The sequence below is a fragment of the Aeromonas sp. TS_SC_11 genome, assembly GCF_057318915.1.
In genome coordinates this window covers 2,612,219-2,630,184 of record NZ_CM170470.1, presented here as the reverse complement: position 1 = coordinate 2,630,184, position 17,966 = coordinate 2,612,219, and the positions used below count along the sequence as shown (strand labels likewise).

The window sequence follows — 17,966 nt, the reverse complement described above, 5'->3', positions numbered from 1 at the left end:
AGCCGTCTTGTCGGTGTTTCAATCCACGTGCCCGCGGGGGGCGCGACGGGGTATGCTACTTCATAGATGTCATCATCAGGGTTTCAATCCACGCGCCCGCGGGGGGCGCGACCAATGCGCCGCGAGGTGGCAGGCAGCATGTTCAAGTTTCAATCCACGCGCCCGCGGGGGGCGCGACCTGACTCAATGCGCCCTCGCAATGCAGCAGCAAGTTTCAATCCACGCGCCCGCGGGGGGCGCTACTGGAGAGGGATTCGACCGCCTCGCGAATAGCTGTGTTTCAATCCACGCGCCCGCGGGGGGCGCGACTCAGCCAGTCGGGTGATGACCCCGTGCAGCAGCGTTTCAATCCACGCGCCCGCGGGGGGCGCGACTTACACCCAGATGTTGCGGCCGGCGGTCTTGATGCGTTTCAATCCACGCGCCCGCGGGGGGCGCGACGACAATCTCACCCACATCAGCAGTCATCATCGAGTTTCAATCCACGCGCCCGCGGGGGGCGCGACGTGGCTGGAGTACCGCAAGGACAACAAGGACGAGTTTCAATCCACGCGCCCGCGGGGGGCGCGACTGTACTTATCAAGGTCAGCAATAGTTCGCTGAGAGTTTCAATCCACGCGCCCGCGGGGGGCGCGACGCTTCCTCGGATCCCCCATCTCTATCGAGGAAGTGTTTCAATCCACGCGCCCGCGGGGGGCGCGACCTCTGGGTTAAGGCGGCTGGCAAGATCAGGGATGTTTCAATCCACGCGCCCGCGGGGGGCGCGACCGTCTTCTTGCAAAGACAGAAACCGCCTATCGGAAAACGGTATTCTGCGCCAACCCATGTCAGTTGGATCACAGATAGGCGATCCCGAAAGGCTGCCTTTCAATATATCGCGATTTCTCAATTAGTTAAAAAATTGCTAATCTTCCGGATTTATAATGAGCACTAGCGGTTGGCGTTCAGATAATCAGGTCACTCTTGAAGATATCGAGGGTTCGTTTGGCACCATGATGCTCCACCTTGCTGCGCCACTCCTTTCCGAGACGATAAAAACGCAGGCTATCGACATCCGGATCATAGGTCTTTAACAGTTGATCCCGAAACCGCACCCACTGATCTGGTTCCACTTCGCATTCAAACACCGAGTACTGTACGCGCACACCATTGTCCAGACAGATTTTTGCCAGATGGCGCAGACGCCGAGGCCCGTCAGGATCTTCCAGAGAAACATCGTAGGTCACCAATATCATCATGGCTGTACTACCTCACCGATGAACATAGGGCGGATATTCCGCCAAATCACCGCGCAGATGTTGCGCAAGCAACATGGCCTGCACATGCGGCAGCAGGCCGACGGCTACTTTTTCACCCAAGAACGGATGGGTAACTTCTTCCTGCTTTCTGGCTTGCCAGCTCTGTAACAACAACCGCCGGGTATCTTCCTTCATGGCGACTCCGCCCAGCATATCGGTTGTAAAATCACCCACCTTGACCTGCTGACGATTGATCAGGGTCAACACCAATCGATCCACTATCGGCGCTCGAAACTCCTCCAGCAAGTCCAACGCCAAGCTATCCCTTCCCGGCCGTTCTTCGTGCAAGAACCCCACTTGTGGATCCAGACCCACGCCCTGCAGCGCGCCACTGATCTCTTTCGAAAGCACGGAATACATAAATGACAACATGGCATTGACGGGATCCTTGGGGGGACGCCGAGTCCGGCCATCAAAAACGAACCCTGTTTGCGAGTTGATCAGCTGACTGAATACCCCGAAATAATGACGGGCCGCCTCCCCTTCAAAACCAAGGATCCGCTCCGGATCGCTCTGGCTTTTCAACTCGGCCACGATCTGCCGTAACCGATGCGCCGCTGCAGAGACATCCGGATTTGAACCATATGTTCGAAGATGCCGTTGCAGCACTACCCGCGAGGAGTGCACCTTTGCCACGACAATGTTGCGGGCAATATGGTTTTCACGACTATCCACGCAATCCGCGCGGCGAAACTGGGCGCGCCGCAGCAAGACATTCCCGGTTTGTTTGCCCACCACCCGGGCCTGAAAACGGCCGAAGGCATCGTAAAACGCCAGCTGTGTGCCGTTTTCACCACAAAAACCCATCAACTGCGGCGACACCAGCACATTGCCAAAGCAAAAGATGTTACCCACCGAATGAATGGGTATCTGCAACAATTTTTTGCGTTGCCCCTCGACCGTCTGCTCCACCAGCAGCGTTTCCCGCTCCTTGTGCAGATAGGCGCCATCGCGAGTGATATAGAGGCTGTTTTGCAATTTTTTCACTCGTCGCCCTCCTGCATTGAGAATAGATCCGCTACGTAAGCCACTGAGCGATCCCTTGCCTGATATTCCGGCTGACACCACTCCCACAATGAACAGGCCTGGCAATGCTTGCCCGGCTTCACATGTGGGATCTCACCCGATTTCAGCAATAAGGCGACCTGCGCGATGACCTGATGCGTCCGCTCCCGCAGTACCGCATCCAGCACCACTTCTGTCCGATGCCGTATCTGCCAGTACCAGAGCGCACCCCGCTGTATAAACTGGCCGGTCATCTCCCCCAGACACAGCGCCTGGGCACACAACTGGATAGCATCGGCATCATGGCTCTTGGGTTTGCCACGCTTGTATTCCACAGGCAGCAGCTCCCCGCTGACCAGATCCTTTTCCAGCAGATCAAGCTTGCCGGTCAGACCAAGACGGAGGGCACTGACCAGTACCCCACGCTCATAACGCACGTCCTTGCGCGTCTCCGGCTCACCCTGATCTACACGCTGATGCAGCAACTGCCCCTGCGCTGTCAGCCAGTTTTCGGCCCAGACTTGACCGTTATGAATCAGGGCACATTGCCTTGGGCAAAACGCATAGTGCTGCAAAGCAGAAAGTGGGATCAGGCGGGGATCGTCCATTGTTTTCACCAAGTGACATCATCTGAAGCAATGACAATCAAAAGCCTTCGATAATTTCCGGTACCAAACCGTCAAGGGATTCGACTGATATGGTCCCATCGGCATTCACAACCAGAGATCGATGTACTTTAGCCGATGAGTATTGACCGGCTTTACAATTGTGTTTCCACCAAATCACCTTGACGACTTCCATGCTGCCCTCTGGCCGTGCAGATGATGCATCGTTCTCGAAAAGCCGGGGCAGCACAGACTTGAAGATGTCAGCATCCGCATCACTGAAGCCGGTTTTTTCGGCCAATTGAGGGTTGATACTGCCATAGCACTCATAAATGCTCATGCCATCAACGCGATGCTTCATGCCCATTGTGTCAGAACCACGCTTACTGCCATCACCTTCACCATTCACGCTCTTGGTGATCTGGGTGCTGGTGATACTGACCGGCTCCTTGCTGAAAGCTGACTGCACCGTCACCGGGCCCCGGACTGGTATAGAAACACCGCTGGCGTCAGCGTCTTTGCCAAAGGCAAAAACCTGACCGAAGGCGCGGACATCGAACCACTTGGCACAAGCCTTCTTGGCTGCATCGTCCTTCTTGGTTTTCTTCGGGTTCCAGTTGTCTTTACCCAAACCATTCAGACTGGACTCGGCGCGATTACGCAGACTGGTTTCGTCATCCGTTTTGCGATCATCCGATTGCACAAAGATGGATTGACCGGCCTCCTGCAGCCGATCACGCAACTTGCGTTTGATACAAACATCGGTGATCTCACCAAAGCCACCGTAATCGGTGCGCGGGCGATTGCCATTGAGCGGATCACCATTGGGATTGGCATTCTTCACGCGCAGAACCAGGGCGTAGTCGATCTTGTTTTGTAATGTGCTCATAGGTGGCTCCTTAGCCGGCTACGGTTTCTTCGGTGGATTGTTCTTCGGCACTGGCGGCATCGCCAGAGCGCAGCGCTTGCCGCTGGCAGTGATACCCCAGGAGAAATTCGCCAGTAAGTTGCGAGTCTTTGGTGAAGTCCTCACTCTGGAAAAGCCCCATTACTTCATCCAGCAATTTTTCCATGGCATACAAGAAACCCGCCCTTTTGGTACGCAAACGGGTCTTGTAGGATGAAAGTGACAGCTCTATCGTTTTCCATGTGGAATAGGGCCGGTCAGCAAAGCGCTGCATCAACCGCGCAGCCATGGTGTCACGCTTTTCACCAGCTACGAACAGCGCCCGGCTTTCAATATTTTCGGCCACAGCCAACAGGCGACCATAGAGATAATCGCGGGTAATTCGGTCTTGCTCTAGTGCCATTTGGTAATTCCTTTGTTTGTTATGCCCCCTGAAAAGCGCACAGGCGATACCCAAGCACTTTTCCCATTCCCAATGCTCTTTGAAACCAACCCGATTGCTGGCACGTCGTGTTGTCGTCTCAACGAGATCCCGCGGCAGTTGCGAACCATCAATAATGCAAGGTAACAGTCTCTCGACAGTGGCTTTGCTCAGCTTGTCATCCAGCCTGCGACCATAAGCCGCTTCGGCAATATCTCGTGGCGCGGGCGCGCCTATGAACCTCCTGTCCTTACCTAAATACTGTGGCCATGCGCTATTTGCATGCCAAGCCTCGATACGATTCAGGAATTCAGAGCCTTTCAACTCGCGGTAGAAGGTGATACCCATGCGTCCAGGTGTCGCTGAGTCAATGCCCATGACAACGATATCTGTACTGGGATCAAGCTTGGTGCCGTAGCCTGCTATTGCGCGCTTAAGCCGCAGAGCAAACGACTGGGCTGTGTCGGCATGGCCAGTGGCCGTTGAGGTTTCGGCAGGCTCAATACCGAAAAGATCCAGAATGCTGGCAAAAGGATCAGGTACAGGCTGCCCCGTCACGGCCCAGCTCACAATCACTTGCTCGCTATTGCGCGAACCTTGTCGTGGGATCAGCCAGCGCAACGCGTTGTGTGCTTTCTGTGTGACTTCAAATCCCACCGAAACGGCCTCATCTGCGCCGAGAAATCTGCCCCTAAATGTGTAGCCAGCCGTGTCGTTTGATGAAATCAGCTTGGCCTTGTCACCGCCATGCCTGAGTTTTGCGGGGTGCTGAACGGCCAGTGCCATTTCAGTACCGGCTGCCATGCAGTATCCCCGCGTGCTCTGCGTACTTTGGTAATGCTTGACCCAAGCAGAGATCAGTTCCGCATCTTCCCATGTGGCCGACACAGGATTGCCGATTTCTTCGACGCGCCAGCGAACAAAAGCATCTTCAGGCGTTTGCGTCGCCTGGATCACTTTAAAAATGGCAGGGGCAGCATCTTTGTCACCCTGCCAAGATTTCATCAGCATGCCATCAGAATGGATCGGAAGAACTCCTGCTGAAACCAGATCAGAAACCAAGGTTCCGCGTTCCAAATACTTAAGAACTGCTTTTAGCTTGGGATGGGAATATGGCGATGCTGCCCATGCCCGCAAATCCTTTAAGAGCGAAACGTGTGGCTCATCCGGTTTGGCCGCGAATCCGGAAGTGACCTTCCCGCCGAACCGTAGAAAATCCCCGGCGACATATTGCAGTTTGTCCGCGAAAGGGTGATTGACTGGCTTGGATCCAGCACGCCCACCAGACGACTCAGTACAAGGAATCATCGTGGTCGCAGATCCCTTGTCTATAACGGATGCCCTTCTGAAAACGCCGTCTTGATCCAGGACAACTTCGATTTGCACCTGTTGTGTGGTATGACAAATCGGCATCAAAGGTTCAGCACCCTCCGGCTCCCTACCTACGCAAGCATCGTAAGTTTCATACAGCTTCTGAATCCAGCTCATGCCTGCTTCTCCAGTTCAGCCCATTCCTCATCTGCCGCACGCACTGTTTCACTCAACCCGAAAGTCTTCACGCTCATCGCCCGCACGCGCTTTCTAACGGAACATTGCTCAGGCCGGTCGAAGCGGATCACTCCGTCACGCATCACGATACGGGCGAAGCGCGCATGGAGCGCATCACCACCGACTTCGTCGGGGTAGTCGAAACCATGAAACATCAGGCCCAGCGCCAACTCGCCAGCACTATCTAGTTCACTGGCTCCCGATCCAAATTCACAGGGTTCGACATAGCCCTGGCAGTCACGAGTGCCGAGGAAAATATCCTGCCGACCGCCGCGCTCCAGCATGCGTCGGGCGATGTTGTGGTGCTTGTGCTCGTTGCGGTCGGCTTCGAGTTCAGGGCGCGCTGTATTCCATTCGAAATGGGCGCGAACTTGATACTCCACATCGGCTAAAAAGGTGTAGATCGCCAGCGTATTCCCGCCACTGTACTCCTGCGGCTTAGTGCCCTTGGTCTGGGTGCGGATGCGCTTCATCACGCGCACTTCGTCGATGACCCAGACCAGCGTCGGCTTCCAGTAGATGGATTTACAGATGCCTTTCAGTGCTTCATACGTCGGCACCTGGTACGAAAACTTCTCGCCACCTACCTTGGTGAGCGGATCGGTGAACAGGGCATAACGCCCCCACACCCTGAATTCAATGCTGTTGCGATGCTCAGTCGACATAGAGCGCCTCCATCGTGGATACGGGTTCGGTTGAGATCCCGAACTGTGGGCTGTAATAACGAGGATCGAGGGTCAGGATACGAGCCTGTTTGTTGGGGTCGGCCGAATGAACGGCCCCAGCCTTCACGAGTTGCTCAAACACGTTGGGGAAGACGTTGACCGTAAATTGCTGAGCGCGGCGTAGCAGCGGCACATCCAATTCCACGTCAAAAGAGGCATGCAACTTCGCGATGATATCTGTGCCTTCCGGGCCATAGGGCACAACGACTCCTTGCGTTGGGGCGTCGATGGCCTTAAAGGCTTTGGTTGCCGCCATGAAAGACTGATTCAGCATACGTTCAGGCGTTTTTCCATATTTGCGACGGCAGTCGGCATCGGCTCCCGAGTTTTCAGCCAACAGGTTAGCGATGGTGTCATCACGCCCCAGCGCAGAGGCCGAGACACAGTAGTCCATTTCTTTCTGACGCTCGAAAAAGTAGTACTGATAGAAGTCGCTCAGTGCCACAGGCCCGAACAGGTTGTCGGCATAACGAGCGGGGACAACGGCATAGTCATCCAGCAGCCGCAATGCGACATCGCGCCCCTTGGCAATGTCCGGCAACCAGGTCAGTTTTTCGTCTTCGGGTCGAGGGTTGACGATATGGACAATGCCTGGCTCTGGCCGACCATTTCGATTGCAGCGGCCGGCCGCTTGCGCAATGGAATCCAGACCTGCGAGATAGCGGATGACCACACCAAAATCGACATCCACGCCCGCCTCGATCAGTTGCGTGCTGACGCACAGGGTCGGTAAGCCTTCCGCCAGACGAGCCCGAACGTTGGCAAGCTCATCCTTACGATGGGCCGGGCACATATCGGTGCTGAGATGGAAAGCCTGTCCCTGCTCTAGCTGCGTGTGGCAGAGCTCGAAGACTGCTTGCGCGGCACGCTTGGTATTAACGATGACAAGGCTGCTACCTGCACGCCTCAGCTCATCCAGCGCGAGCTGTGCTACCTCAGCTACGCTCCAGCCACCCGGTTTACGTTGGTCTCGCACATCGACGCGCTTCAGATCGGCAAAGAGCTTGTGCACATCCGGCATGATTTCGTGCTGCGCCACCAGCCGGATCGCGCCTTTTTCCGCAGCCACCTTGTGAAGCAATGGTTGCGTGGCGGTGCAAAGTACAACGGTGCTATTGCACTGTTCGGTAAGAAAGTTGATGGCGTTATTGAATAGGTGGGTGCATTTGATGGGCAGGGTCTGCACTTCATCGAAGATCAGCACCGTATTGGCGAGCTGGTGCATGCGCCGGGCGCCACGGGTTCCAGCCCCGAACAAGGTCTCCAGAAGTTGCACCATGGTGGTGTAAACCACGGGTGCGTCCCAGTTCTCACACAGGATCTTCTCGCGCCAAGTCTGTTGCTCAGGCGTGACGCTGCTGTGATGTTCCAGCACTATTTTCCCGTGATCTTCCGGTGCATCTGCAGGTTCAAGGATGTCACGGACGACTTGCGCATTCTGCTCGATGATCGATGTGAAGGGGATAACATAGATAATCCGATCAAGCTTGCGCTGTTGTGCGTGATGGAGCGCAAAACGCAGGCTGGCTAGCGTTTTGCCACCACCCGTTGGGACGGTCAGCGTATAGGTACCGCCGGGCCGTGTTGCGGCATCAAGGCAGTGCTGCGAAATGTCCCTACGCAAATGGTCGATAGGCCGTGTGGGTGACATGGCCGAGAGCTTGCGTTCCAGCCGAGCAATCAACGCTGGCCATTTGGCGTAGTCGCCGTTCGGGCGGAGCAGTTTGACTCGCTGGTGTTCGAAATCGGCGGTGTCTATCCGGTCTGCGTCGATCAGGCAACTGAACAGGTAGCGCACTGCCAGCCCGATTTGTTGGTGGGCGTTTCGGAGCTTCCCTTTGTGGGGCTCACGGTTTTTGGCAAAGATGTTGCCGATGCTGTTGCGCAGTTCTGTAAACAGTTCGGGCATACCCAGCAGTTCATCGATCCGCGCCATGATCTCGGTATCAGCGGCGCGACACACTTCATCCAGGTGTGTCTTTTCCTTAGCCTTGTTCATTCGACGGGAGAAGTTGTCTTCACCTTCCACATCCAAGCAATCAATCAGGCCGGAATGATGCGATGCCACGCAAAGGGCAAGCACTTGAGCAAAGAGGGACTCCAGCCCCCCCCTTTCGGACAAAGCTCGCCAAATGTACTGCGCTCCTGCGCTAGAGTGATCTACTTTGCCACGCTGGGCATCAGCATCCACATAGTCATCTTCGTCACAATTCACTAGACCAAGTGCGGATTGGATATAATCCTGAAACTCTTGGCTGTACTTGCCAATGTCATGCAATAACCCAATCAATTCACCTGCCAGAGCAATATTCAACTTCCCGGCAAATCCGGCAGCTAGTAACCCCACGCTCTGCAGATGTTCACCGACCAAATGCATTGAATTGTCACGCTTTCGGTAATGAGCCATCGCTGGTTTAACCGTCAGAGGATCCATTGACTGCCTCTTGTTAAAAAGGGATTGCTCGCTATGCATGGGATCCTCATGATCTACAAATAACTACTCGTTGCTGAAGCCGTTGATTAAAAAGAACAAGTTTCCAGTGAAGCCATCATACAGAGTATTTATTACATCCTAAACGGGTGTATAAATGCACATGTCGCATTTTGGAGCACATATGCCCGCCAACGAACTCACCTGGGATCAAACTCTGCGCTTTCGCCTGTTGGAGATCGTGTTGCAATGGGAAGGACGACTGACCACCAATCACCTGACAACCGCCTTCAATATCGGCCGCCAGCAAGCCTCGCGAGACATCAATCGCTATATGAGTGACTACGCCCCAGAGGGGCTGGTCTATGACCGACGCCTGAAAGGGTACAAACCTACCGCGCAATTTGTGCCCCGCTTTAGTGAAGGCAAGGTGGACGAATACCTGATGCTGCTGCACCGTGAAAAGCAGCACCAACGCCAACATGAAGCGGGGCTGTTGACCCTGCCGCTGATGGATTTGCGCTACGGCCATATCGAGATCCTGGATGTGCTCAATCGCCATATCGACCCCAAGATTGTGCGGGGTCTGGTGCAAGCGGCTCGCGGTCAGTTGCGGGTCGATGTCGATTACGTCTCCCTCAGCTCAGAGGAGCAGAGCGGCCGCAATATCGTGCCCCATACCCTGGTCTATGACGGGATCCGCTGGCACGTTCGCGCTTACTGCGAGAAGAAAGGGGGGTATCTGGATTTTGTGATGAGCCGGTTTCGTGGGGAACCTGAGCTACTGGATACCTCCCCTCACGGCCGGAATCAGGATCTTGAGTGGAACACCCAGGTCACTGCGGTGGTCATACCCAATCCAACCCTCAGCGCAGGACAACAGGCCATCATTGCCAGTGACTATGCCATGCCAGATGGCAAGATGCTGCTCAACCAGCGCATCCCTTTGATGCATTACGTGCTGGAGCGCATGCAGGTGAGCTATAACGGCGATCACGAACAGCATCCGCTGCTCTACCCGCTGGTGCTGGCAAACCGGGACGAGTTGGTAGCCAAGGGCTGCATCTTCAAGCTCCGAAGCCCGGATTTACGCGAGAGTTAAGGGACTTAGGGTGTTCCCAGAATAAAAACATGACTACAGGAAGGCTAGCCCCTTTTGTACCTACTTACTTGCTCAAGAAAATAGCTGCCCAGCTCACCCTTATTCTGGCTTGCTTCGCTTTCTGCGTTGGCCAAGTGACCGTTGCGCTCCTTCCATACGGCATATGCGGCGGCCTTCTCGACCTCGACCCGTTCTTGCTGCTCTTTCGGTAGGGCACACAGATTGTGACTCATACTGACCTCTTTGTTATCTATTGGCGCCATGGTACGCCATCACTGACATGCGGGACTTGCGCTGGTTCAAAGGTGGTGCGCTATAATGCCTGTATATAAACACAGGCATTGTTACCATGAAGCTGTTAACCCCAGCCCTATCACCCGCCGAGGTGACCATCCCGCTGTTCTTGCACCGCGCCTCTTGCGGCTTTCCCAGCCCAGCCAGCGACTATCTGGAAGGGAAGTTGGACCTCAACACCTACTGCGTGTCGCACCCTGCAGCAACCTTCTATCTGCGTGCCGAGGGGGAGAGCATGACCGGGGTCGGCATCTTTCCCGGCGACTTGTTGGTGGTCGATAAGAGCCTGACCCCGCGCCATGGTGATGTGGTGATCGCGCTGCTCGACGGCGGCTTCACCGTCAAGACCCTGCAGCTCACCCCCAGCGTGCGGCTGCTGCCCGCCAATCCGGCGTTTGCCCCTATCGAGCCTAGCTTGAGCGATGGGCTGGAGCTGTTCGGCGTAGTGACCCATGTGATTGGCAATCTGAGGCGGCGTGATGGCCATCGCGCTGGTTGATGTAAACAACTTCTACGCCAGCTGTGAGCGGCTGTTTCGCCCCGATCTGCGTGGACGGCCGATCGTGGTGCTCTCCAACAACGATGGATGCGTGGTGTCACGCAGCCCCGAGGCCAAGGCGATGGGCATCAAGATGGCCGGACCCTACTTCAAGATCCGCGAGCAGTTCGAAGCGCATGGCGGTGTGGCGTTCAGCTCCAACTACGCGCTCTATGGCGATATGTCGGGCCGGGTGATGAGCACGTTGGAGACCATGGCCCCTGAGCTGGAGGTCTACTCCATCGATGAAGCATTCCTGTCTCTGTCGGAGTCGTTTGCCGGGGATCTGACGGCCTATGGGCAACAGATCCGGCAGCGAGTCTGGCAGTGGACCGGCCTCACGGTCGGGGTTGGGATCGGCCCCACCAAGACCCTCGCCAAGCTGGCCAACTATGCCGCCAAGCAGTGGCCTGCCACTGGCGGCGTCGTGGATTTGCGTGACGAGCTGCGCCGCGCCCGGCTGATGGCCATCACCCCGGTGGATAAGGTGTGGGGTATCGGGCGGCGGTTGTCAGCCAAGTTAATGGCACAAGGCATCAACACGGTCGCCGACCTGGTCGCCAGCGATGCCAAAGGGTTGCGGGCCCAATACGGGGTGGTGGTCGAGCGGATCGTACAGGAGCTGCGTGGCCTGCCTTGCGCGGAGCTGACCGTTGAACCGGTGGCGAAGCAGCAGATCCTCTCGAGCCGTTCCTTTGGTGAGCGCGTGACTGACCGTGGTGAAATGGCTCAAGCGTTGTCAGGCTTTATGGCTCGCGCTGCCGAGAAGCTGCGGGCCGAGGGGATGTGTTGCCAGCGGGTGCACCTGTTCGTGCGCACCAGCCCCTTCGATGAACGAGCCCCTTACTACAGCGAGCAGGCTGGCGTTCGGCTAGTTTGCCCTAGCGATGACACACGGTTGTTGCTGCAGCAAGTGAATGTGCTGCTACTACAGATTTGGCGCGACGGTTACCGCTATCAGAAAGGCGGAGTCATGCTGAGTGAGTTCACCCCCAAGGGGCAGCAACAGGCCGATCTGTTTGCCCCGTCCTCTGCTCAATCGGATGCGCTGATGGCAGTGATGGACCAGATCAAAGCCAAGGGATTGGGGCGCGTAGGGTTTGCCAGCCAAGGCACGGGATCAGCCGAGTGGATGATGCGACAAGAGCACCTGAGTCCTTGTTATACCACCCGCTGGCAGGACCTGCCGGTGGCAAAATAGTAAAGAGCAAGAATATTTGTTCAAATTAGAGCATCCCAATATCTACCGAGTGATAGGGAGCCTAGAGTCGATTTTTGCTAATCGGTATTTACAAAATGAGAAGTAGTGATAAGGGCAGGTATACAGCTACATACAAGCGACAGGATGCCGGTTCAAATCCCTTTCTAAGTCTGGCATAGCTATCAAGTACAAAACACTCTTCGAGTCAGGGTGGTTGACCAGACAGTAACACCTTTAGTAACACCACAAAGAAATGACAGATATGTTTTTAGTTAACAATCAAATGCTTATATATCAAGTTCAGACTCCCCCAGCACCACATTACAACTGAGAGTTTTCAGGAAGTTTTACTCCTCAAAATGTCTCATAAGCCTTTACAGGCAACAAAAGCAAGCACTTCCCATTAGGAAAGTTGGCTTGCTTTTTTTTTACTCAACAACTAGCATTTCTTTAAGCTGAGACTTTTGAGGAAGATATGTGCTAGTAACGAGACTATACATAGAACCATCTGGCCAGAGAAATATGCTTCTGCTTGATAGTGAGTCAGGAGTGCCCGACTACTGGTCTACGCTATATGTCACAAACTCTCTCCGCGCACGCCACCTTCGTCTAGGTACGATTGAAAAGCATCTACAAGCACTTCAATCACTCTTCATGTGGGCTGAGCTTAGAGGTATCAATCTCATAGACAAAATAGCCAGTGGTAAAGCCTTCAACATTAATGATACTGACTCACTTACCTCAATTTTGAAGTTACGTGCAGACGAACTACCAAAACTCATTTCCAGCTTCTATACAAGTACAAGCGAAATACATGTGAAAACGAGCCAGGCTCGAAACATCTGGAAAAAGTTTGATGCTATACCACGGCAGGTCACCCCCGCCAATTTCAACGATAAAATCAAGTACATTGGAAAGTACATTGAGTGGTTATCAAACATTCTCTCTGACTGCCATAGCAAAAGCATTACAAGAGAACAGATTCGCACCGTTGGTTATGAATTTAAAACCTCCTTAGGTGGTCAAAAGGTAGTAGTGCCTAAGGATAATTTCGGTGCATCAAAGTCTCTTGGAAATGCCGAGATTCAGCGAATTCTTAAGGTTGTAAATCCACTTTCACCTGAAAACCCATGGGATGGAGAGGCGACACGAATTCGTAACTTCACGATTATTTTGGTTTTACTTGATTCAGGCATGAGAAGTGGTGAGCTACTGAATTTGAAGATTACCGATGTGATTCGTGGTAAGACCAAACAATGTGGCTTACGTATAGTTCAACGGTCTGGCTCTATCAACGATCCTCGCAAGAAGCAAAGACTTCCCAAGACAGTTCAACGTGAAGTTCCCATCAGTGATACTGCATTTAAGGCTCTGAACCACTACATAACAGAGGTAAAGGCAAAAACACCAAATGGACAAAAAACAGAATACATTTTTGTCAGTCACAGTAACAGTAGCCAAGGAAAGCCATTACACAGCATTAATAGTATTACAGAGGATATACGTAAGGTTACATCGATTGATTTAACACCCCACGTATTTAGACATACTGCAACATGGAAGTATTGTGTTCGCATGAAAAAAGAAGGCAAAGAGTGGAACGATTTTGTAGAACTTCTCTTGCTCAAATTTGGATGGGCAAGTGAAAAATCACCAACTGTACGGCTCTATGCACGTAAATTTATTAAAGAAGAGCTTTTCGAGCGCCAAATAAAGCAGCAAGATGAATATGTACAGGAAGTATCAAACATATTTTCCTTGTTAAATAAGGAATAGCATGGTGAATAAACGTCTGGAAAATGGATACTCAATTCCGTCAAGAGAGCGTGAGACCTACACATCCAAGGATGGTTTTGAGTTTGATATTTACACTTCTCGATGGCAGTTAAGTGTAAATTCGTCTTTAAATATTGACTGGCTAGCTGATTTATTGCCTGATGCTCAAGAAGAGGCCCTTAGACGAACCTTTGCCTATCGAGCCACTCAATTGGCAGCATCCACCGTTTGTATATCAGTTCTAGACTTTAAAAGATTTTTAAGCACTTATGTTGACGCTGCTGATGGCATTTCTATTAATGTGATTTTAACTTTCTTTGCATCAGATGAACCAAAGCATATTAAATCAAATGTAAAAGTATTTCTTGAACGCTGTTTTATAGAGGGTTACGGAAATGCTTTTGAACCAGGAATGGAGAGTTATTTATCTGAGCTAGTTATAGGTGACCGTGGAAACAGATTCAACCATGAAAAGAGCGAAGATACTCGTGCTCTGACAGAATATGAACGAAAACAATTTATATACCAACTTGTCCGCGCTCATTTCACTGGTAAAATATGTGAAAGAACCTATTTAATATTAAAGCTCATATTCATAACTGGCAAGCGTGCAGAGCAATTGGCAAATACTAAGCTATGTGATTTCAAGAATGGATTTATAAACATAGATGGCACACCAAAGAAAGTTATACTATACAACTGTCCTGTTGCGAAGCAGAAATTTCAAACCTTCCGTGTAGAGTTCAACGAGATACCATTATCTTGGGAACTTGAATTTGATAAAGATATTTCAGCTGTTGCTGATAGGTCAATCACGTTAACTGAAAAATTATTAGGCCCTCTGACTTTAGAGCAAAAGAAACATGTTCCTTTATTCTGTATTGAAAGGCCCACTAAAGTATTACGAAGTGAAATCTCCCGACACAGCATCAATACAGTACTGGGTGGAAAAATTCTACACAATAGAGCAGGTGTCGAAGCAAGAATAAACTATGCTTTTGAAGATAATTCAATATTTTCCATTTCATCTGAACGTACAGGTAAGATACTTCATCTCACAGCAAGACGATTACGACACACTTACGCAACTAAGCAAGCAATATCTGGAGCATCTATTGCAGAGGTAGCAAACTCTCTAGACCATGCTAGCTACAAGGCAGCCATGGCTTACGTGAATGCACTACCCGTTTTGGCTATCAAGATTGGCGAACATCTAGAGAAAACTCTTTCGGCTTTAGCTAAACGATTTGATAAAAACCAAGTGATCTCTGTTGACACTGACAAGGTAATAAAACTCTACACAAAGCATAAGTCCCATGATGTTGGTCTATGTGGTAAAGAAGTCTTTTGTACCGAGGATTACCCTATAGCCTGTTATGAATGTGAACTGTTTATCCCAAGCCCATTTGGAAATCACAAAGCCGTACTCAATTATGTGGAGGATAGAATTAGAGAGGCGTGCGAATTTGGTGATTTTCGGGGAATTGAAAATTGGCGAACTATTCAGATAGCTGTTTTAGAACGCAAATTCATGGCAGATCAAGTACGGCTTAAAATGCTAAGTGAACTCCCTGAAATTAAGGGAATACAGTATGAAGGGGAAAAATAGAATGAATGTTATAGCCTATGTTAATAGGGAACAACTTGAAGGACGACAAGCAATAGAGCGACTCATCTCACACTATCGTAGGATGATGTCTGAACCAATAACTTGCCCATTTGATGCCTCCAAATCATGGGCATGGAACGAAAGTAGGTGGCACGGCGCGGGTCGATTCATAAAGCATGAATTTAAAGATGTTATCAAAAACCTGAATCCTGGCGAAGTGTATCTTATCTCCAAAGAATCACGAGAGCTCATTCAGTCTCTTATATTACATATGTACATCATGAAAGGCGGCATTTCAAGAACTGCTGTTAATTCTATACTTTCAGATTATCTTGCACTTGAACATGTTCTCAGAGAGCGTTCATTGAACAATGAAGCCGATTTCACAAGCATATCATTAATTGACCTCAATAATACTCTACAGAAGAATATGAGTTCTATTTTTGAAAGTCTAAAACTCATTGTAGAGTACTTTGGTTCATTAGGCATTATTAAATCCCAGAGTGTTCTACAATGGATAAATCCAAGATTAAAAGTACACAACAAGATATCGAGTGATAGCTACAAGGAAAAACTAATAGATGGAAACAGCCATAAGCTTCCTGATTACGAAGCAGTAATGGCAGTAGCAGATTACTTTCGTAATCAACCGTGGTTATCACATGGTGAAAATGCCTTTGAATTGGACAATGATTTCAAAAACGTCATAGTATCATCTTCTCTAACGATCTTGATGATGGTTCCTGCTCGTTCTCAAGATCTATTCGAACAACTTTCAGTTAATTGTCTTGTGACTGCAAAAGTAGATGACACCGTAGTTTATGGCATTACTTGGTATGCAAAAAAAACTGATATGGATCACTGGAAATTAGTCCCATCGACAGTAAATGGAGAGTTTGAACATGCCATCATTGAGGCTATTGAAAGAATTAAGTATGTAACAGAACCAGCCCGACAAGTATTTAAATCTTGGGATGAACAGTGTCCAGAATATGATCCATCAGCATACCAACATGCACTAAAAAATGGCTGGGTTCCAGCAGATTTTCCAATTTACTCAGAACAAAATAAAGTTCGTTATTCCGAAGCATTAATGGTAATGCTCAAGCATCAAACCCATCAGAGTAGAGATACCGTAGAAAATTGCGCAATAAAAATTAACAAATCCCATTTTAGAGATTGGTTGCGTTCTAAAGAAGTAAAAAGTGCTTCGTCAGGAGCAGATATATATATGCGTAGTTTTTTTGAAAGAATAGGTTACGAGCATCTCAACTTAAATCCAGATGACTATAATACACATGCATACCGACATATGGTCAACACAGCGGCAAGATTAGGTGGGATGGGAGAGTTTCAATTAAACTGGTGGAGCCACCGTCAAGAAATGGGATCTGTGTATGATCATCGAACAGCTGAACAAAAAAGAATAATGGTATCCACAGGCGGCAACTTTGAAGCAATGGAGCTAACACCACAACAGCGTCTTGATCGAATTAACCACCAGATACCTATGACACGGAAAAATCTTGGTCTCAAATTTGAATTAGTAGCTCAAGGTACAGGTGGATTCACTTTCAAAACACCGCTAGGTATGTGTACACACAATTACTGTGAATCACCCTGTATTAGAACATGTAACTGCATTGAGTGCCCTGAAAACCTTCACTGTAAGGGTGATAAGAGAACACTTAAAAGACTGATAGAGGAACTCAACGAAGTCAGCGATAAAATAGCCTTAGCTGCATCTGAATGCGATTCATTCGGACTGAAACGCTTGCAGATTCGTCATGAGATCATAGATGGATTGGTAAAAATATTAGGGGATGATTCGCCGCTCGAAGATGGTGCACTTGTTATGCTGGCTTACGAGCAAGCCCCAAAATCAGGGTTGATATATCAAGCACAAGAACTAGCAAAACAAATTGAGAACGGTAATAAGTTAACAACAATAAAACATACAGAAGCAATTAGGCACCTTGGTTTATCAAGAATACTACCAAAGCTTGAGGCCATAGAAAGCAAAAAAAATATCCTAGCTGAAATAAAGTTTAATGAATTTCTATCAGATTATAGTGAGGATGAAGAATGAGGTTGAAAGAAGAACACATAGATTACTTACTCCATTTGATTGACACTTGGAGTATAGAACAAGGAACTCTCTCAACACCTAAGCTACTTAATAGGCTAAAATCAAAATATGGTGACGCACCATCAGATAGAGCAATTCGAAATTTCCCACGAATAACTAACCGAATACAAGAACGAAAACTTGAACTGAAAACTGGCATTTCTGCATCGGCTAAAAAGCCTAGCTCACTAAGTCATGCAGCAAAACGTATCGAAGAATTGGAAAGTAAAATACGTCGATTAGAGCGAGAAAATAACGCATTGTTACATCGTTTTGTCTTATGGCAGAAGAATGCAACGGATCGCGGAATAAGCGAAGCTGAACTGAACAGAGCTTTACCTGTTAGCCAAGAGACAATCAATTCTCGGGGGCGATGAG

General features: G+C 50.4%; 15 protein-coding genes and 1 CRISPR repeat array (1 of these 16 cut by a window edge). Of the genes, 7 read left to right on the top strand and 8 right to left on the bottom strand.

Going from position 1 to position 17,966, the window contains the following annotated elements; translation table 11 throughout:
* Positions 1–761: a CRISPR direct-repeat array (repeat unit 25 nt; unit sequence GTTTCAATCCACGCGCCCGCGGGGG) (it extends 1,162 nt beyond the left edge of the window).
* A 183-nt stretch (positions 762–944) separates the two neighbouring features.
* The 7 genes from cas2 to cas3 are packed head-to-tail and all read right to left on the bottom strand — an operon-like array spanning position 945 to position 8,982.
* Positions 945–1,238, bottom strand: a complete 294-nt coding sequence (gene cas2, locus AC1P02_RS12300; protein WP_485182334.1) for a CRISPR-associated endonuclease Cas2 — start codon at positions 1,236–1,238, stop codon at positions 945–947.
* Positions 1,239–1,250: 12 nt separating this feature from the next.
* A complete protein-coding gene (cas1c, locus tag AC1P02_RS12295) occupies positions 1,251–2,285 on the bottom strand; it encodes a type I-C CRISPR-associated endonuclease Cas1c (RefSeq protein ID WP_485182333.1) in 1,035 nt (344 codons plus the stop codon).
* On the bottom strand, positions 2,282–2,911 hold the full coding sequence (cas4, locus tag AC1P02_RS12290; protein WP_485182332.1) for a CRISPR-associated protein Cas4: 630 nt from the start codon (positions 2,909–2,911) through the stop codon (positions 2,282–2,284). The genes cas1c and cas4 overlap by 4 nt, the downstream gene beginning before the upstream one ends.
* Before the next feature lie 37 nt (positions 2,912–2,948).
* On the bottom strand, positions 2,949–3,797 hold the full coding sequence (gene cas7c / locus AC1P02_RS12285) for a type I-C CRISPR-associated protein Cas7/Csd2 (protein WP_042081050.1): 849 nt from the start codon (positions 3,795–3,797) through the stop codon (positions 2,949–2,951).
* Between the two features lie 10 nt (positions 3,798–3,807).
* Complete coding sequence (gene cas8c, locus AC1P02_RS12280) at positions 3,808–5,724, bottom strand: type I-C CRISPR-associated protein Cas8c/Csd1 (protein WP_485182331.1); 1,917 nt, start codon at positions 5,722–5,724, stop codon at positions 3,808–3,810.
* The gene (gene cas5c / locus AC1P02_RS12275) at positions 5,721–6,449 is read right to left on the bottom strand and encodes a type I-C CRISPR-associated protein Cas5c (RefSeq protein ID WP_485182330.1); all 729 of its coding nucleotides are present in this window, start codon (positions 6,447–6,449) and stop codon (positions 5,721–5,723) included. The genes cas8c and cas5c overlap by 4 nt, the downstream gene beginning before the upstream one ends.
* On the bottom strand, positions 6,439–8,982 hold the full coding sequence (gene cas3 / locus AC1P02_RS12270) for a CRISPR-associated helicase Cas3' (RefSeq protein WP_485182329.1): 2,544 nt from the start codon (positions 8,980–8,982) through the stop codon (positions 6,439–6,441). The genes cas5c and cas3 overlap by 11 nt, the downstream gene beginning before the upstream one ends.
* A 142-nt stretch (positions 8,983–9,124) precedes the next feature.
* Between cas3 and AC1P02_RS12265 the strand changes: the two genes are divergently transcribed.
* Positions 9,125–10,042, top strand: coding sequence for a BrxR family helix-turn-helix transcriptional regulator (locus AC1P02_RS12265; RefSeq protein ID WP_485182328.1), 918 nt, complete (start codon positions 9,125–9,127; stop codon positions 10,040–10,042).
* Positions 10,043–10,086: 44 nt separating this feature from the next.
* Here AC1P02_RS12265 and AC1P02_RS12260 read toward each other — a convergent pair whose 3' ends face one another.
* A complete protein-coding gene (locus tag AC1P02_RS12260) occupies positions 10,087–10,275 on the bottom strand; it encodes a DUF3283 family protein (RefSeq protein WP_485182327.1) in 189 nt (62 codons plus the stop codon).
* 116 nt (positions 10,276–10,391) lie between these two features.
* On the opposite strand from AC1P02_RS12260, the gene umuD reads away from it, so the two are divergent.
* The 6 genes from umuD (at position 10,392) to AC1P02_RS12230 (ending at position 17,965) form a co-directional block, all read left to right on the top strand.
* Positions 10,392–10,835, top strand: coding sequence for a translesion error-prone DNA polymerase V autoproteolytic subunit (gene umuD / locus AC1P02_RS12255; RefSeq protein ID WP_485182326.1), 444 nt, complete (start codon positions 10,392–10,394; stop codon positions 10,833–10,835).
* Entirely contained in the window at positions 10,816–12,075 is a 1,260-nt protein-coding gene (gene umuC, locus AC1P02_RS12250) for a translesion error-prone DNA polymerase V subunit UmuC (protein ID WP_485182325.1), read from the top strand. Before umuD ends, umuC begins: the two co-directional genes overlap by 20 nt.
* A gap of 549 nt (positions 12,076–12,624) precedes the next feature.
* Positions 12,625–13,851 (top strand): tyrosine-type recombinase/integrase, encoded by a 1,227-nt coding sequence (locus AC1P02_RS12245; RefSeq protein WP_485182324.1) that lies wholly within the window; start codon positions 12,625–12,627, stop codon positions 13,849–13,851.
* Between the two features lies 1 nt (position 13,852).
* Positions 13,853–15,460, top strand: a complete 1,608-nt coding sequence (locus AC1P02_RS12240) for a hypothetical protein (protein ID WP_485182323.1) — start codon at positions 13,853–13,855, stop codon at positions 15,458–15,460.
* Entirely contained in the window at positions 15,444–17,549 is a 2,106-nt protein-coding gene (locus tag AC1P02_RS12235) for a hypothetical protein (RefSeq protein ID WP_485182322.1), read from the top strand. The genes AC1P02_RS12240 and AC1P02_RS12235 overlap by 17 nt, the downstream gene beginning before the upstream one ends.
* Complete coding sequence (locus AC1P02_RS12230; RefSeq protein WP_485182321.1) at positions 17,546–17,965, top strand: hypothetical protein; 420 nt, start codon at positions 17,546–17,548, stop codon at positions 17,963–17,965. Before AC1P02_RS12235 ends, AC1P02_RS12230 begins: the two co-directional genes overlap by 4 nt.
* Position 17,966: the final 1 nt, after the last annotated feature.

Coding starts and splice junctions, on each gene's coding strand:
- cas2 (WP_485182334.1), bottom strand. CDS start 1,238: ATGATGATATTGGTGACCTACGATGTTTCTCTGGAAGATCCTGACGGG.
- cas4 (WP_485182332.1), bottom strand. CDS start 2,911: ATGGACGATCCCCGCCTGATCCCACTTTCTGCTTTGCAGCACTATGCG.
- cas7c (WP_042081050.1), bottom strand. CDS start 3,797: ATGAGCACATTACAAAACAAGATCGACTACGCCCTGGTTCTGCGCGTG.
- cas8c (WP_485182331.1), bottom strand. CDS start 5,724: ATGAGCTGGATTCAGAAGCTGTATGAAACTTACGATGCTTGCGTAGGT.
- cas5c (WP_485182330.1), bottom strand. CDS start 6,449: ATGTCGACTGAGCATCGCAACAGCATTGAATTCAGGGTGTGGGGGCGT.
- cas3 (WP_485182329.1), bottom strand. CDS start 8,982: ATGCATAGCGAGCAATCCCTTTTTAACAAGAGGCAGTCAATGGATCCT.
- AC1P02_RS12265 (WP_485182328.1), top strand. CDS start 9,125: ATGCCCGCCAACGAACTCACCTGGGATCAAACTCTGCGCTTTCGCCTG.
- AC1P02_RS12260 (WP_485182327.1), bottom strand. CDS start 10,275: ATGAGTCACAATCTGTGTGCCCTACCGAAAGAGCAGCAAGAACGGGTC.
- umuD (WP_485182326.1), top strand. CDS start 10,392: ATGAAGCTGTTAACCCCAGCCCTATCACCCGCCGAGGTGACCATCCCG.
- umuC (WP_485182325.1), top strand. CDS start 10,816: ATGGCCATCGCGCTGGTTGATGTAAACAACTTCTACGCCAGCTGTGAG.
- AC1P02_RS12240 (WP_485182323.1), top strand. CDS start 13,853: ATGGTGAATAAACGTCTGGAAAATGGATACTCAATTCCGTCAAGAGAG.
- AC1P02_RS12235 (WP_485182322.1), top strand. CDS start 15,444: ATGAAGGGGAAAAATAGAATGAATGTTATAGCCTATGTTAATAGGGAA.
- AC1P02_RS12230 (WP_485182321.1), top strand. CDS start 17,546: ATGAGGTTGAAAGAAGAACACATAGATTACTTACTCCATTTGATTGAC.